The sequence below is a fragment of the Nocardioides maradonensis genome, from assembly GCF_054777115.1.
This window is the reverse complement of the sequence record NZ_BAAHAZ010000016.1, coordinates 65,791-80,707: the sequence shown is the minus strand read 5'-3', so window position 1 is coordinate 80,707 and position 14,917 is coordinate 65,791. Positions and strand designations below refer to the sequence as shown.

At 71.2% G+C, this 14,917-nt stretch carries 12 protein-coding genes; 1 reads left to right on the top strand and 11 read right to left on the bottom strand.

The window, feature by feature from the left end; translation table 11 throughout:
• Positions 1-29: 29 nt before the first annotated feature.
• The 9 genes from ACYVAQ_RS18035 to ACYVAQ_RS17995 all read right to left on the bottom strand — a co-directional run bounded on the left by ACYVAQ_RS18035 (position 30) and on the right by ACYVAQ_RS17995 (position 11,365).
• Positions 30-3,224, bottom strand: a complete 3,195-nt coding sequence (locus ACYVAQ_RS18035) for a VWA domain-containing protein (RefSeq protein WP_460791826.1) — start codon at positions 3,222-3,224, stop codon at positions 30-32.
• Positions 3,225-3,392: 168 nt separating this feature from the next.
• Positions 3,393-4,736 (bottom strand): NAD-dependent succinate-semialdehyde dehydrogenase, encoded by a 1,344-nt coding sequence (locus ACYVAQ_RS18030; protein WP_460791825.1) that lies wholly within the window; start codon positions 4,734-4,736, stop codon positions 3,393-3,395.
• Between the two features lie 22 nt (positions 4,737-4,758).
• Positions 4,759-5,568: an SDR family NAD(P)-dependent oxidoreductase gene (locus tag ACYVAQ_RS18025; RefSeq protein ID WP_460791823.1), complete on the bottom strand. Its 810-nt coding sequence runs from the start codon at positions 5,566-5,568 to the stop codon at positions 4,759-4,761.
• On the bottom strand, positions 5,565-6,263 hold the full coding sequence (locus ACYVAQ_RS18020) for a type 1 glutamine amidotransferase (RefSeq protein WP_460791822.1): 699 nt from the start codon (positions 6,261-6,263) through the stop codon (positions 5,565-5,567). Before ACYVAQ_RS18020 ends, ACYVAQ_RS18025 begins: the two co-directional genes overlap by 4 nt.
• A complete protein-coding gene (locus tag ACYVAQ_RS18015) occupies positions 6,263-7,195 on the bottom strand; it encodes a TIGR03619 family F420-dependent LLM class oxidoreductase (RefSeq protein WP_460791821.1) in 933 nt (310 codons plus the stop codon). The genes ACYVAQ_RS18020 and ACYVAQ_RS18015 overlap by 1 nt, the downstream gene beginning before the upstream one ends.
• 11 nt (positions 7,196-7,206) lie before the next feature.
• Positions 7,207-8,067, bottom strand: coding sequence for a fumarylacetoacetate hydrolase family protein (locus tag ACYVAQ_RS18010; protein ID WP_460791820.1), 861 nt, complete (start codon positions 8,065-8,067; stop codon positions 7,207-7,209).
• 21 nt (positions 8,068-8,088) lie between these two features.
• A complete protein-coding gene (locus ACYVAQ_RS18005; RefSeq protein ID WP_460791819.1) occupies positions 8,089-9,048 on the bottom strand; it encodes a DODA-type extradiol aromatic ring-opening family dioxygenase in 960 nt (319 codons plus the stop codon).
• Positions 9,048-10,550, bottom strand: a complete 1,503-nt coding sequence (locus tag ACYVAQ_RS18000; RefSeq protein ID WP_460791818.1) for an aldehyde dehydrogenase — start codon at positions 10,548-10,550, stop codon at positions 9,048-9,050. Before ACYVAQ_RS18000 ends, ACYVAQ_RS18005 begins: the two co-directional genes overlap by 1 nt.
• Positions 10,547-11,365, bottom strand: coding sequence for an acetoacetate decarboxylase family protein (locus ACYVAQ_RS17995; RefSeq protein ID WP_460791817.1), 819 nt, complete (start codon positions 11,363-11,365; stop codon positions 10,547-10,549). The genes ACYVAQ_RS18000 and ACYVAQ_RS17995 overlap by 4 nt, the downstream gene beginning before the upstream one ends.
• 134 nt (positions 11,366-11,499) lie before the next feature.
• Between ACYVAQ_RS17995 and ACYVAQ_RS17990 the strand changes: the two genes are divergently transcribed.
• Positions 11,500-12,780 (top strand): cytochrome P450, encoded by a 1,281-nt coding sequence (locus ACYVAQ_RS17990; protein ID WP_460791816.1) that lies wholly within the window; start codon positions 11,500-11,502, stop codon positions 12,778-12,780.
• 88 nt (positions 12,781-12,868) lie between these two features.
• Here ACYVAQ_RS17990 and ACYVAQ_RS17985 read toward each other — a convergent pair whose 3' ends face one another.
• Both ACYVAQ_RS17985 and ACYVAQ_RS17980 read right to left on the bottom strand, forming a co-directional pair.
• Positions 12,869-13,870, bottom strand: coding sequence for an enoyl-CoA hydratase/isomerase family protein (locus ACYVAQ_RS17985; RefSeq protein ID WP_460791815.1), 1,002 nt, complete (start codon positions 13,868-13,870; stop codon positions 12,869-12,871).
• A 28-nt stretch (positions 13,871-13,898) separates the two neighbouring features.
• Positions 13,899-14,915, bottom strand: a complete 1,017-nt coding sequence (locus ACYVAQ_RS17980) for a Rieske 2Fe-2S domain-containing protein (RefSeq protein WP_460791814.1) — start codon at positions 14,913-14,915, stop codon at positions 13,899-13,901.
• Positions 14,916-14,917 lie beyond the last annotated feature (2 nt).

The following is a 14,917-nucleotide window of genomic DNA, read 5'->3' as shown; positions in this document are numbered from 1 at the left end:
GGCGGCGCCGTGCCGTTGTTGCGGCTCGGTCAGCTGAGCTTGATCACCACCAGGGCGAGCGAGCCGGTCGCCGTCGACGGGGCGTACGCCGGGTCGCCGGCGAACTTCGCCTGGTAGCTGCCGCCGAGGGTGATCGGGATGACCGTCAGCACCCCGCCGCAGGCCGCCTTGCCCGTGGCGTCGGTGGTGGCCGAGCAGATCGGCGCCCCGCCGGCCGTGGTGAAGGAGACGGTCCGGCCGACGACCGGGCTGCCGTCGCGCGTCCTGGTCAGCGTGGCGGCCGGGTGGAGGGCGATGTTCGCCGACACCAGTGCCGACAGGCCGGTCGAGAACAGCAGCCCGCTCACGCTCACCGTGGCGATGTCCGGCGCCGCGACCAGCGTCGTCGCCGACCGGTTCACGGTCACGGCGGCGGTCGCCGAGCCGGAGAGACCGGTCCGGTCGGTGACGGTCAGCTTCGCCGTGTAGCTGCCCGCGGCGGCGTACGCGTGCGTCGCGGAGACGGGCGGGGCACCGGTGCCCGAGGCCGCCGGGGCCCCGTCCCCGTAGCTCAACGTCCACGAGGCCAGGTCGGGGGCGCCGTCCGGGTCGGACGTGCCGGCCGTGCTGAACGTGACCGTCTGACCGGTCTCGCCCGTGCCCGGCGAGGCACTCAGGGCCGCGACCGGCGGGGCGTCGACCACCCAGGTGCGGGAGGCCGGCGTCGGGTCGACGTTCCCGACCGCGTCCACCGCGGCGACGGTGAACGTGTGGCTGCCCACCCCGAGGCCCGTGAGCGTCACACCGGTGTTCGGGCACATCGCGGCCATCCCGTCCAGCGCGCAGACGAAGTGGTCGGTGTCGATGGCCGGCGTACCGCTGTAGGTGAACGCGGCGGTCCCGGTCGCCACCGTCCCCGTCGGACCCGAGTCGATCGAGGTGTCCGGCGGCGTGGTGTCGACGGTCCAGGTCCGGCCGGCCGGGCTGGGGTCGACGTTGCCGACCGCGTCGACCGCGGCCACCGTGAAGGTGTGGCTGCCGTCAGCCAGGCCGGTCACGGTCCGACCGGTGTCGGCGCACGTCACCGGCGACCCGTCCAGGGTGCAGGTGATGTGGGCGGTGTCGCTGGCCGGCGTACCGCTGTAGGTGAACGACGCGCTGCTGCTCGCGACGGTGCCCGACGGACCCGAGTCGATCGAGGTGTCCGGCGGCGTGGTGTCGACTCGCCAGGTCCGCGACGCCGGCGTGCCGTCGACGTTGCCCACCGCGTCCACCCCGGCCACCGTGAAGGTGTGGCTGCCGTCAGCCAGGCCGGTCACGGTCCGACCGGTGTTGGTGCACGTCACCGGTGACCCGTCCAGGGTGCAGGTGAAGTGGTCGGTGTCGCTGGCCGGCGTACCGCTGTAGGTGAACGACGCGCTGCTGCTCGCGACGGTGCCCGACGGACCCGAGTCGATCGAGGTGTCCGGCGGCGTGGTGTCGACCCGCCAGGTCCGCGACGCCGGGGTGCCGTCGACGTTGCCCACCGCGTCGACCGCGGCCACCATGAAGGTGTGGCTGCCGTCAGCCAGGCCGGTCACGGTCCGGCCGGTGTTGGCGCACGTCACCGGCGACCCGTCCAGGGTGCAGGTGAAGTGGTCGGTGTCGCTCGCCGGCGTGCCGCTGTAGGTGAACGACGCCCTGCCGCTCGGCACCGTCCCCGACGGTCCCGAGTCGATCGAGGTGTCGGGAGCGGTCGTGTCCACCGTCCAGGTGCGTGAGGCGGGCGTGGGGTCGACGTTGCCGACCGCGTCGACCGCCGCCACCGTGAAGGTGTGCGAGCCGTCGCCGAGACCGCTGAACGACTTCCCGCCGCTCCCGCACGGCACGGTCGAGCCGTCGAGGGTGCAGGTGAAGTGGTCGGTGTCGCTCGCCGGCGTACCGCTGTAGGTGAAGGACGCGCTGCCGCTGCCCACCGTGGCCGACGGACCGGAGTCGATGGAGGTGTCCGGGGCCGTCGTGTCGACGGTCCAGTCGCGTGAGGCCGGGGTCAGGTCGACGTTGCCCGCGGCGTCCACGGCAGCGACCGTGAACGTGTGGCTGCCGTCGGCCAGCCCAGTGACGGTCGTCCCGTCGTTCGCGCACGGGAGCGCTGACCCGTCCAGGGTGCAGGTGAAGTGGTCCGTGTCGCCGGGCGTGCCGCTGTAGGTGAAGGACGCGCTGCTGCTGCCCACCGTGGCCGACGGGCCCGTGTCGATCGAGGTGTCCGGCGGCGTCGTGTCCGGTACGGCGACGTGCACCGTGATGTCGGCCGAGACGTGGGTGCCGTCCGTGGCGGTGCCGCGGAGCTCGATGGTGTCGTCGCCGGGCTGCAGGCCACTCGCGGTGGCACTGATCTGACCCAGGCTGTTGACGGAGGTGACCGGCGTGCCCGCACCGCCGTCGACGGAGATCTCGACGCCCTTGATGCCCGCCGGCGGCGTACCGGTGAGGGTGCCCGGAAGCGACGTGAACGTGGGCACCAGCGTGCACTTGGTCGCGATGACCTGGAGCGGCGCGCACACGCCCTGGGAGCCGACGGAGTAGACGTAGACCGCTGCTCCCTCGGCGTCGAACACGGTGCGCTGCTGCTGGGTCGGCGTCTGCGTGGAGGCCGGGTTCGGAGCACCGTCGGTGATGAGGATGACCTGCTCGATGCCGCTCTTGCCGGCCAGCTGGGTCTGTGCGGCCGTCATCGCGTCCTTGGTGAAGGTGTTGCCGCCCGGGTACGGGTGGTTCTGCACCGCGGTGACGAAGTTGTCGGCGGCCGGCTGGTCGGCCAGGACCGTCTCGACGTTGCTCGAGAAGAAGATCAGGCTGGTGTTGACGCTGAGGCCCGAGGTGTTCCGGATCTGGTTGAACAGGCCGATCGCGGCGTTCTTCTCGGTCTGGAAGTTCTGGGTGCCGAGGCTGCCCGACTCGTCGATGACGAAGACCACGTGAGCCTCGCCGGTGACCGGGACGTTGCCGATCGAGATCGTGCCGGCGACCGGCGCGGAGGTCGTGCCGACCGGGAGGGACGCGCCGTCAGCAGGGCTGGTGATCGCGATCGAGAAGTCCTGGCCGGTGGACGTGGTGGTGTCGCCGGTCGGGGCCGCGGAGGCCGAGGACAGGGCGGCGGTGAGGAAGACCGCGGCGGACGCGGTGAGCGCGACCGTGGCGCGCCACGGGCCACGCGACCGAGGTGCGGCGTGCGCCCTTCGGGCACGACGATGTGCTGCAGGCATGGGGGAACCTCGACTCTGCTCTGGGGGCTTGCATGGAGGGAGCGCCGCCCGAGCCGACCGGCTTCGGACGCTACTCCCGCGCGACCATCCCCGTGCGGGTTCGCCGAAAGGCAAAGACCGGCCCGGACGAGAATCGTCCGAGCCGGTCCAGACCGGTCCCCGAGAGGGTCAGCCGACCACGCGGATCAGCTTCTTGTTGACGAACTCCTCCATGCCGAGGCGGCCGAGCTCGCGGCCGAAGCCGGAGCGCTTCACGCCACCGAAGGGCAGCTCGACGCCCTCGGCGCCGACGCCGTTGACGAAGACCATGCCGGTCTCCAGGGCGTCGGCCACGCGGGCGGCCTGGTCGGCGTCGTCGGTGAAGACGTAGGAGCCGAGGCCGAACGGGGTGTCGTTGGCGATGCGGATCGCGTCGGCCTCGTCCTTGGCGCGGAACACCATGGCCACAGGGCCGAACAGCTCCTGGTAGTACGCCGGGTTGTCCGGCGTGATCTCGGTGAGGACGCCGGCCGGGAAGTACCCGCCCTCGCGCTCCCCCGCGGTCGCGAGCTTCGCGCCACCGGCGACGGCGGCGTCGACCTGGCGGGAGAGGTTCTCCGCGGCGGCGAGCGAGGAGAGCGGCGCCGGGGCACCCCGGTCGAGCACCTTGGACGTGAACTTCGCGACGAAGTCCTCGTACAGGTCGTCGACGACCACGAAGCGCTTGCCGGCGTTGCACGCCTGGCCGCTGTTGTCGAGGCGCGCCTCGGCGGCCTGCTCGACGGTGGCGTCGAGGTCAGCGGCCGAGAGCACGATGAACGGGTCGGAGCCACCGAGCTCGAGGACGCACTTCTTCAGGTTGCGGCCCGCGATCTCGGCGACGGCCGCGCCGGCGCGCTCGGAGCCGGTCAGGGAGACGCCCTGGATGCGCGGGTCGGCGATGACGTCGGCGATCTGCTCGTTGGTGGCGTAGACGTTGTTGTACGCCCCGACCGGGAAGCCGGCGTCGAGGAAGATCTGGGCCTGGATCGCGGCCGAACGCGGGCACTGCGGCGCGTGCTTGAGGACGATCGTGTTGCCGGTCGCGAGGTTCGGGGCCGCGAAGCGGGCGATCTGGTAGACGGGGTAGTTCCACGGCATGATCCCGAGCAGCGGGCCGACCGGCGTACGCCGGATGACGGCGCTGCCCTCGCCGTCGAGCAGCTCGATCGGCTGGTCGGCGAGGATGCTCTCGGCGTTCTGCGCGTAGAAGTCGTAGATGCCGGCCGAGAAGAGGACCTCGCCCTCGGCGTCGCCGAGGGGCTTGCCCATCTCGGCGTTGATGGAGGCGGCCAGCTCGCCGGCGCGCTCACGGTGCAGCTCGGCGACCCGCGCCAGCAGCTTGGACCGCTCGGCGACGGTGCTCGTGCGACCCCACGAGTAGTAGGCGTCCGTCGCGGCGGCGACCGCGGCGTCCACCTCGGCGTCGGTGGCGGTCGGGTAGGCCTCGATCAGCTCACCCGTGGCGGGGTTGCGGACGGCGTACTCGGTCATGGGGTTCTACTCCTCGTTCGGTTCAGGGCAGGGTGATGGACACGCGGGGGTCCAGTGCCAGCGTGCCGGTGTCGACCACAGTGGATCCACCATCGACGGGAAGCACAACCCCGTTGACGTAAGACGCGGCATCGGACAGCAGCCATGCCACGGTAGCCGCCACCTCCTGGGGCTGCGCCGGACGCCGCTGGGGTACGACGGCGGTGGCCAGCCGGTAGGCGTCCTCGGTCGAGATGCCCCGCTCGCGGCCGAGCTCGGTCATCTCCATGTCGCCCATCTCGGTGGCGGTCCAGCCGGGGCAGATCGCGTTCGCGCGCAGGCCCTCGCGACCGTGGTCGACCGCCAGCGACTGGGTGAGCAGCAGCAGGCCCGCCTTGCTCGCGGAGTACGCCGCCATGCCGTCCGCGGCACGCAGGGCCGCCACCGACGACACCGCCACCACGGCACCTCGCGCGGCAAGCAGGTGCGGCAGCGCGGCCTTCACCAGCAGGAACGGCGAGGTGAGGTTGACCCGCAACGTCTCGTCCCACTGCTCGGGCGTCACGTCGGCGACGCCGCCGATGTGGATGATGCCGTGGTTGAGGACGAGGCCGTCGAGCCGGCCGAAGGTGGCGATCGTGTCGTCCACGACCGCGTCGACGCCCTCGGGGGTGCTGACGTCGGCGACGACCACGTGGGCGCCGGTCGCGTCGGCGACGGCCCGCAGCGGCGCCTCGCGCCGGCCGCAGATGACGACCGTGTCGCCCGCTGCAGTCAGCGCGCGTGCGACGGCCGCGCCGATGCCGGTGCCGCCGCCGGTGACGAGGACGACCCGAGAGGCGGCGTCGCTCATGAGGGCGCTACCTCGTCGAGGAAGTAGTCGACCAGCGCGGCCGCCCGCACCCGGATGTCGGGGTCGAGGGAGCGCACGTGCTCGACGAGGACCGCGGGGTCGAGCCCGGCCTTGCGGGCATCGTCCTCGCCACCGTCGACCATCCACGCGCCGAGGCTCTCGGCGTCGATCTCGGGGTGGAACTGCACGGCCAGGTTGCGGCGCAGCACGAAGGCCTGGGTGGCGGCGGCGTTGACGCCGACGACCGTCGCGTCGGCCGGCGGGACGAAGCGGTCGTAGTGCCACTGGGTCCAGATCCCGGCGACCGCGGGGACGCCGGAGACGACGTGCGGCCCGATCTCGGGCAGGGGCGAGCGGACGACCTCGCCGCCGTGGGCGGTCGCGAGCATCTGCGCGCCGAAGCAGATCCCGAAGACGGGCACCTCGGCCTCGTCGGCGTCGCGGAGCAGCTCGAGCTCGGGCTTGACCCACGAGGTGACGTCGTCGCCGTACGCGCTCCACCGGGCCCCGAGGACGAGCACGGCGTCGTACTCCTTCGGGTCGGGGAAGTCGACGTCCACGCCGGGGTCGTCGAAGCGGTCCGGCGGCACGACCTGGAGGCTCTCGATCTCGTAGCCCCGCTCGACGAACCGGCCCTCGATCGAGCCGGCCGTGTCCAGGTAGTCGTGCCCGATCACCAGCAGCCGCTTGCTCATCAGCCCATCGCCTCCGCACGCTTCATGACGTCCTTGCAGAACGCCTCCATCTTGGACTGGTCGTCGATATACATCGACGGCTTGATGCAGATGGTGGTGAAGCCCTGCTCGAGCTGCTCGGGGATGGAGTCCATCGACTCCCCCAGGTCGGCCGGCGAGTGGTCGTCGGGGAACGAGTAGCGGACGCCGCCGACCATCTCGAGGTCGGCGATGTCGCGGCCGGCTGCGGCCATCTCGGTGCGGATGACCTCGAGGTCCTCGGCCGTGGGGCGACCGAACGGGTGGAAGCCGTGGCCGTACTTCACGATCCGCTCGACGACCGCGCCGTGCGCCTTCTGCCCGCCGAACCACATCCGCGGCCCCTCGGGGCGGAACGCCTTCGGCTCCAGGTAGATGTCCTCGAAGTCGACGTACTCGCCCTTGTACGTCGCCGGCGACTGCTCGAAGACGAGCTTCATCACCTCGAGCTGCTCGTCGAGGATCTTGCCGCGCTCGCGGAAAGGCACGCCCATCGCGGCGTACTCGTCCCTGCTCCAGCTCACGCTCGGCTGGACGACGAGTCGGCCCTCGGAGATCAGGTCCAGGGTGCCGAGCTCGCGGGCGAGCAGCAGCGGGTGCCGCAGCGGCGCGAGGACGGCGGCGCCGACCAGCCGGATCCGCTCGGTGACGCTCGCGATCGCGGAGAACAGCATCAGCGAGTTCGGCCAGGGCATCAGCGGATCCTGGTTGCCGGGCGCCGCGTAGTCGCGCGGGTTGCCCATCACGCCCTTGTCGCTGGCGTCGCGGCCGAGCACGACGTGCTCGGAGATCATCACCGAGTCGAAGCCGGTGTCCTCCGCGATCCGTGACCAGGTGACGAGGTCGTTCAGGTTGCGTCCGTCGGTCAGGGTCCAGTTCTCGCTGAGGATCATCAGCATCCGGGGAGCAGGCATCGGTGCGGTCCTCAGTGGGTGTTCGACAGGTCGGGCTTGCGGATGCCGCGGAACTCCCAGTCGCCGCCCTTGGCGGTCGACAGGACCTCCTCGCTCTCCGTCGGTTGCGCGCCGACGTCGCTGCGGATCGGGGTCGGGCCCTCGACGATGTGGTTGCGCAGCGTGCCGAGGCCCTCGACCTCGACCTCCACGACGTCGCCCGGGTAGACGGTGCGGGAGATGGCGGGTGTTCCGGACATCAGGATGTCGCCGGGCTGCAGCGTGATGGTCCGCGCGATGTCGGCGACGAGGTAGTGCATGTCCCACTTCATCTCGTCGGTGTTGCCGTCCTGGCGGACCTCACCGTTGACGATCGTGCGGATCCGCTTGTTGCGGAAGTCCCAGCCCTCGACGATGCCGGGGCCGACCGGGCACAGCGTGTCGGCGCCCTTGACCCGCAGCATCGACCCGGAGTCGGTGTCGCGGAAGTCGTGCAGGCCGTAGTCGTTGCCGACGGAGTAGCCGCGGATGTAGTCGCCGGCCTCCTCGGGCGAGATGTTGCGCGCGGTCTTCCCGATGATGATCGCGATCTCGCCCTCGTAGTTCAGCCACTTGCAGCCCTGGGGCCGCACCACGGCGGCGTCGTGCGCGGTGAGCGCCGAGACCGGCTTGTGGAAGTACGTCGGCGCGGGCGGCAGCTTGAGCATCATCTCCTCGACGCGCGAGGAGTAGTTGAGGTGGACGCAGACGATCTTGCTCGGCGTCACGGGCGGCAGGTGGGTCGCGTCGGCGATCGCCACGGTGCGGCCGTCGCCGGCGACGAGGGTGTCGCCCTCCCGGCGTACGTCGACAGCGTTGCCGTCCAGCAGGATCCGGCGGTACTCGGTGGTCATGTCAGCTCCTCGTGGTGTGCGTCAGCCGGCGGCCGGTACGTCGGCACCGGTGCCGCTCGTCTGGCGCACGTAGTCGGGGTCGGTGGGGGTACGGCGGGGTGCGGGGAAGCCACCCTCGGGGCGGTCGAACCACAGGTGCACCTGTCCGGTGCCGACCGAGTTCTCGTACTCGCCGTACTGGCGGCCTGTGGCGGTGCAGTCGCCCTCGCCGAGCGCGCCGATCATCATCAGGTAGTGCTGGAAGCGGGCCTCCGGCTTGAACCGGTAGAACTCGTCCATCGTGTCGAGGACCCGGGCGTGGTCGCCGTCCTTGAACCACGCGATCCGCTCGGCGTCGGCCGCGGCGGCCTCGGGCGTGAAGATGTGCTCGACCCCCGCGGCCTCGTGGTCGCGGAGCTTGCGCAGCGGCCAGAAGGTGTGCGACATCGCGCCGCTGGCGACCAGGAGGACCTTCCGGTCCGAGGCGGCGATCGCGTCACCCAGGGCGCGGCCGAGCCGGAGCGCGTCCTCGCCGTCGGCAGTCTGGCAGACGCCGATGGAGATCCACTTCTTGTCGGCCAGACCCTGGCCGAGGTACTCCCACACGTTGGTGGTCGCGTAGAAGATCGGCAGGGCGTCGTCCTCGATCGCGGTGATCCAGGTCGAGTGCTCGGCCGCCTTGCTCGCGATGAGGTGCGCGAGCTCGGGGTCGCCGGAGAAGTCGTAGGGCCGCTGCGACATGCCACGCGGCAGCTCCTCGGACGTGAACAGGCCCTTGCGCTGCTCCTGGGCCGTCACGACGAACTCGACGGTGGTCGCCCAGTGCGAGTCGAGCACCACGACGGTGTCGTAGTCGAGGGTGTCGAAGACCTCGCGGCGCAGCTGCTGCAGGCCGGAGACGAGGGTGGTGTCCTCGCCGTTGTTGAGCTCGCGCCGGATCTCCTCCGGCAGCACGATGGTGGGGACGTGGGCGATCAGGCCCGCGCCGACGATCTCACCCATCAGCTGTCTCCCTCCGCGTCGCTCCAGCCGGTCGGCGAGAACACGCTGTTCTTGATGTCGGTGTAGAAGTCGAAGGACCAGATCCCGCCCTCGCGGCCGATGCCGGACTTGCCGTTGCCACCGAACGGGGCGTTCAGGTCGCGCACGAAGAAGCAGTTGACCCAGACGGTGCCGGCGTCGAGCGCTGCCGAGACGCGCTCGGCGCGGTCGCGGTCGCCGGTGACGAGGGTGGCGGCGAGGCCGAAGCGGCTGTCGTTGGCCTTGGCGATCGCCTCCTCCTCGGTGCGGAACGTGCTGATCGTGACGACCGGGCCGAAGACCTCCTCGGTCATGATCTCGGAGTCGTCCTTGGCGCCCACGAGGATGGTCGGGCGGTAGTAGAGGCCGCCGAGCTCGTCGTTGGGGCCACCGCCGAGCAGCGCCTCGGCGCCGTCGGCGAGCGCCCGCTCGACGAAGCCGGAGACCTGCTCGAAGTGGCGGCGCGCGACCAGCGCGGAGACGTCGGTGGTCTCGTCGCGGGGGTCGCCCTGGCGCAGCCGCGCCGCACCCTCGACCACCCGGCGGGTGAACTCCTCGGCCAGGCTCTCGTGCACGTACATCCGGGCGGCCTTGAGGCAGACCTGGCCGGCGTTGTCGAACTGCTCGACCGCGATCTCGACCGCGAGGTCGAGGTCGGCGTCCTCGAAGACCAGCAGCGGGCTCTTGCCGCCGAGCTCGTAGGAGAGCGGGATGATATTCGTCGCGGCGGCCTTCGCGATGACGCCGGCGGTCGGGACCGAGCCGGTGAACGCGAGCCGGTTGATGTCCGGGTGCGCGGTCAGCGGGGCGCCGGCCTCCGCACCCGTGCCCTGTACGACGTTGAAGACGCCCGCGGGCACTCCGGCCTCGTGCATGATGTCGGCCAGCAGGCTGGCCGTGAGCGGCGCCCACTCCGGCGGCTTGACGACGACCGTGTTGCCGGCGGCCAGCGCCGGGCCGATCCGCCAGGTGGCCAGCATCAGCGGGGCGTTCCACGGGGTGATGATCGCGACCACGCCGGCCGGGTCGTAGCTGATCCGCTCACGGTGGCCGCGGCCCGGCACCTCCATGTCGGGGTGGCCCAGCTGGTGCTCGGCGAAGTCGGCGAAGGCACGGAAGTTCATCGCCACCCGCGGCATGACGCCCCGGCGGTGGCTGCGGATCAGGGAGCCGTTGTCGCGGGTCTCGACCAGGGACAGGTCCTCGACACGGGCCTCGATGCCCTCGGCGACCCGGCGCAGGATGTCGGCGCGCTCCTTGACCGCGAGGCCCGCCCAGGCCGGGAAGGCGGCGCGGGCGGCCGCCACGGCGGCGTCGACCTCGGCCGAGGTGCCGGCGTGGACCTCCGCGAGCGGTGTCTCGTCGATCGGGCTGATGTCGGTGAAGGTCGACGCGGAAGCGACGCGCTCGCCGCCGATCCAGTGCCGGGTGTCGACCGGGACGCCCTCGACGACGGCGATGTGCTCGGTGACCTCGGCGCTCATCGGGCGGCCTCCTTCTGCGGGGTGAGGGTCGCGAGCGACGTACCGCCGTCCCACACCACGCCGACCTGGCGGTAGTAGCCGCCGATGACCTCGCGGACGGGAAGGCGGTGCAGCTCCTCGGTCGGGGACTCGAAGAGCTCGACCTCGACGTCCCCGGTCCAGGCCGGACCGGCCTCGAAGGAGCTGGCGCCGGAGGCGATGAGCTCGACGTACGCGTCGGGGCTGTTCTTCTCGATGCCCGGGTACACGCGGTGATGCGCCATCGGGTGGCCGTTGACGAAGCCGTTGCTCGGCGACTCCTCCCGGAGGGTCAGCACCGCCTGCGCGAGCCGACGGTCGCCGGCCGCGAGGGTGGCGCCGAAGACGCCGCCGGGCGCGATCTGCGGGGCGCCCTGGCTGAAGGGGTGCGGCCGGGTCTGCCACATCGAGCCGAGCTTCTTCGGGTAGCCCTGGTGCATGCCGCGGGCGATGGCGAAGTCCTTGTCGACCCAGATGTAGACGCAGCGCGAGTAGGTGACGCCCTCGAACGCGCAGCGGACGACGACGAACGCCTCCTTGTACTGCGAGCGCACCGGGTCGAGCAGCTCCTCGCGGGTGCTCGAGCACGACTGCCAGTCGGCCCAGATCAGCGCGACCGCGCCCGGGTCGTCGGGCGCCAGCTCGAGCGGCTCGGGGAGCAGCTCGCGGACCCGCTCGGGGTCGGTGCGGTACTCGACGGTGAGCAGGTCACCCGAGTAGTACCAGGGCGGTGACGGGATCACCGACGACTGGCCGGTCGCCGTCCGGGGGAAGAAGAACCCCTGCATGTCGTTCATCGTGCCTCAGCTCCGGTCGAGGGAGAATCAAGATCGTTCGGATCCGTACGATATCCACTCGCCGCCGGAAAGACCACCCTTGCGGCGAACCTTTTCGAGAGATATTGTTCGGACCCGAACGATCTAACCTTCCGATGGATGGAGTCACCGTGGACAAGCCGCCGTACGTCGCCCTGGAGGATGTCGACCTCGTCGACCTCGACCGCTTCGTCGGGCCGCAGGCCTGGGGCATGCTCGACGCGCTCCGGCGCGAGGACCCCGTCCACTTCCAGCCCGAGACCGATGGGGGAAGCGGCTTCTGGGCGGTCACCAAGCACGCCGACATCTGCGAGGTCGACAAGGACCCCGAGACGTTCACCTCGACCAACTTCGTCAACCTCGAGGAGGTGGAGCCGGAGCTGCAGGAGGCCCGCCGCTCCATCCTCGAGATGGACGGGCTGCGTCACCGCGCGCTGCGCAAGCTCATCTCGCGCGAGTTCAGCCGGCCGAACCTGATGCGCAACTACGAGGCACTGCTGCGCGACATCACGCGCGCCACCGTCGACGCCGCGCTCGCGAAGGGCGAGTTCGACTTCGTCGAGGACGTCAGCGCGGACTTCCCGATCCAGGTGCTGGCCCGCCTGCTCGACGTACCCCAGGAGAAGACGGGGCAGCTGATCGAGTGGGGCAACCAGATCATCGGCTTCTCCGACCCGGAGCACGCCGCTGTCCTGATCTCCGACCCGGAGAGCGAGAAGTACAAGCACCTGCCGTTCCGCTCCCCCATCTCCCAGGAGGTCTTCGACTACGGCCGCGAGCTCGCGGCGGGTCGGCGAGGCGGCGAGGGCACCGACCTGGTCAGCCAGCTCGTCAACAAGATCCCCGAGGACGGCCAGGCCATGTCCGCCTCGGAGTACGACTCGTACTTCCTGCTCCTCGTCGTCGCCGGCAACGAGACGACCCGGCACACCATCACGCACTCCATGCTCGCCCTGCTCGAACACCCCGAGCAGCTCGCGAAGCTGCAGGAGGACCCGTCGCTCATCCCCGACGCCGTCGAGGAGTTCCTGCGCTGGGCCTCGCCGGTCTTCCACTTCCGCCGCACCGCGACGCGCGACGTCGAGCTCGGCGGGAAGCAGATCAAGGAGGGCGACAAGGTCGTGATGTGGTTCGCCTCCGGCAACCGCGACGAGGACGTCTTCGAGAACCCCTACGACTTCGACGTGACCCGCAAGAACATCGACCACGTCACCTTCGGCAAGGGCAGCCCGCACCTGTGCATGGGCAACAACCTGGCCCGCATGGAGATCCGGCTGATGTTCGAGGAGCTCATCCCGCGGATCGACTCGATCCAGCTCAACGGTGAGGTACGCCGGGTCCGCAGCAACTTCGTCAACGGCATCAAGACCCTGCCGGTGAAGGTCACCACCCGCTGACCCCTGCTTACGCGAGTTGCCAGTTGTGGTCGACCGAAACCAGGGTTTCGGTCGACCACAAGTGGCAACTCGCGTGAGGGGGTGGGGGTCAGGAGGTCCAGCGGGGCGCGTGGTCCTTGTCCACGAGGACCGCGCGGACGCCCTCGACGAAGTCGGCGCTGGCGATGACCTCGGCGGCCGTGGCCAGCTCCATCGCGAGGCAGGCCTCGAGGTCGAGCTGACGGCCCTCCACGATCAGGCGGTCCGTCACCGCCATCGAGTACGGCGATGCGGCGGCCAGCTCGCCGATCGTGTCCTGCGCCCAGGCTGCCGCAGGGCCGGAGTCCGGTCCCGCAGCGACCAGGTCGGCCAGCCGGGTGCCGATGCCGGCGAGGTCGGGCGCGCTGAAGGCCCAGTCCAGCTCGGGCCGCACGGCGGCCAGGCGACCCGCCTCCCCCGGCTGCCCGGGGGCGAGCTCACGGAGCAGCTGCTCCAGCGGGCCGTCGTACTCGGCGATGAGGTGGGGCAGCCGGGCCAGGTCCTCCGCCGAGCAGGCGTGGGTGGCGAGGCCGAGCGCGAGCGCGTCGGCCGCGCTGATCCGCGCGCCGGTCAGGCCCAGGTAGCGGCCGGTCTCACCGGGCAGCCGTGGCAGGAAGTGCGAGCCGCCCACGTCGGGGAAGAAGCCGATCTTGGTCTCCGGCATCGCGAACGAGGCCTGCGGCGAGACCACGACGAAGGTGCCGTGCACGCTCAGCCCCATGCCGCCGCCCATGCAGACGCCGCCGACGAGCGCGACGACCGGGACGGGGTAGCTGCCGAGGAGCGCGTTGACGGCGTACTCCGTCTCGAAGAACCGCAGGCTCGCCTCGTGCCAGCCGGCCAGCGAGTTCTCGCGGATCCGGCGGATGTCGCCTCCCGCGCAGAACGCGCGGTCCGACGCGCTCTCGATGGTGACCGCGCGCAGGCCGGCGGTCCGCCACTCGTCCAGCGCCACCCGGATCCGCTCGACCATGCCGAGCGTGATCGCGTTCAGCGCGCGCGGTCGGTCGAGGATGATCCGTCCGACGTCGCCGAGCCGCTCGATCCGGACGTCCTGGTCCCCCTGCTCCATGCAGGCCAGTCTCCCAGGGGCGGGTCGGTCAGCCCTCGTCGGCCACCAGGCGCCGCAGGATCTTGCGGACCTGCAGCGCGGCCAGGTCGGCGGCGACGTTGACGTCCTCGCCGTAGCCGTCACGGTCGATCACACCCTGCATGGTCTCGAGGATCTCGCGGACCTTGAGGTAGTAGGACTCGAAGATCGGGCGCAGCACGTCGGTGGTCTCCGCGCCGTGCGCGAAGTTCCGGCTGACCCGCCAGATGTGGCGCGTGTGCCGGTCGTCGACCGGGGTGACGGCGTGGGTGAACCGGAACGTCTGCGTCCCGCCCTCCTCGGCCGGGACGAGCACGTCCCAGCGGTCGGCCCACAGACCGGGGGCGAGGAAGGCGCCCTCCTCGCGCTGGGGGTACGCCGCCGTGGTGGCCGCTCCCGACACCTTGGCCTGCCACTCCGGCATCGGGGCCGCCGGCCAGTCCCGGTGGAAGGACACCGTCGTCTCGGTGAGCTCCACCTGCAGCGCGGGCGCGACACCGGCGAGCGCCGGCGGCGAGATGACCGGGTCGACCACGGCCACGTGGGTGATGTCGGCGAAGTTGTCGTGCAGCAGCCGTACGTGCGCGGCCGTCTCCCACTGCCCGCCGAACGTCTCCCAGGAGTCGTCGGTGAGCCAGGGGGTGGCGATCGGCTGGCGAAGGTCGGCGAGCACGGGCTCCCCGAGCCAGACCCACACCAGACCACCCTCCTCGCGCACGGGGTACGCCGGGACGCGGGCGCCGTACGGCACCTGCTCCTGCGAGGGCACCCGGACGCAGGCGCCGGTGCGGTCGTAGGCGAAGCCGGAGTAGCCGGAGACGACGGTGTCGCCGTCGACGTGACCGCGGCTGAGCGGGTAGGGCCGGTGGGCGTCCCGGTCGCCGAGCGCGACGGCCGTGCCGTCCGACGTACGGAACAGGACGACGGGACGGTCCAGGGCACGCGTGCCGAACGGCTCGCGCGTGACCTCGTCGGAGCTCGCGAGGGCGTACCACGCGTTGCGCGGGTAGCCGGTGCTCTTCGTCATCG

Bases quoted from the DNA above. Each gene is read 5' to 3' on its own strand.
- ACYVAQ_RS18035 (WP_460791826.1), bottom strand. From the start codon at position 3,224: ATGCCTGCAGCACATCGTCGTGCCCGAAGGGCGCACGCCGCACCTCGG.
- ACYVAQ_RS18030 (WP_460791825.1), bottom strand. From the start codon at position 4,736: ATGACCGAGTACGCCGTCCGCAACCCCGCCACGGGTGAGCTGATCGAG.
- ACYVAQ_RS18025 (WP_460791823.1), bottom strand. From the start codon at position 5,568: ATGAGCGACGCCGCCTCTCGGGTCGTCCTCGTCACCGGCGGCGGCACC.
- ACYVAQ_RS18020 (WP_460791822.1), bottom strand. From the start codon at position 6,263: ATGAGCAAGCGGCTGCTGGTGATCGGGCACGACTACCTGGACACGGCC.
- ACYVAQ_RS18015 (WP_460791821.1), bottom strand. From the start codon at position 7,195: ATGCCTGCTCCCCGGATGCTGATGATCCTCAGCGAGAACTGGACCCTG.
- ACYVAQ_RS18010 (WP_460791820.1), bottom strand. From the start codon at position 8,067: ATGACCACCGAGTACCGCCGGATCCTGCTGGACGGCAACGCTGTCGAC.
- ACYVAQ_RS18005 (WP_460791819.1), bottom strand. From the start codon at position 9,048: ATGGGTGAGATCGTCGGCGCGGGCCTGATCGCCCACGTCCCCACCATC.
- ACYVAQ_RS18000 (WP_460791818.1), bottom strand. From the start codon at position 10,550: ATGAGCGCCGAGGTCACCGAGCACATCGCCGTCGTCGAGGGCGTCCCG.
- ACYVAQ_RS17995 (WP_460791817.1), bottom strand. From the start codon at position 11,365: ATGAACGACATGCAGGGGTTCTTCTTCCCCCGGACGGCGACCGGCCAG.
- ACYVAQ_RS17990 (WP_460791816.1), top strand. From the start codon at position 11,500: ATGGATGGAGTCACCGTGGACAAGCCGCCGTACGTCGCCCTGGAGGAT.
- ACYVAQ_RS17985 (WP_460791815.1), bottom strand. From the start codon at position 13,870: ATGGAGCAGGGGGACCAGGACGTCCGGATCGAGCGGCTCGGCGACGTC.
- ACYVAQ_RS17980 (WP_460791814.1), bottom strand. From the start codon at position 14,915: ATGACGAAGAGCACCGGCTACCCGCGCAACGCGTGGTACGCCCTCGCG.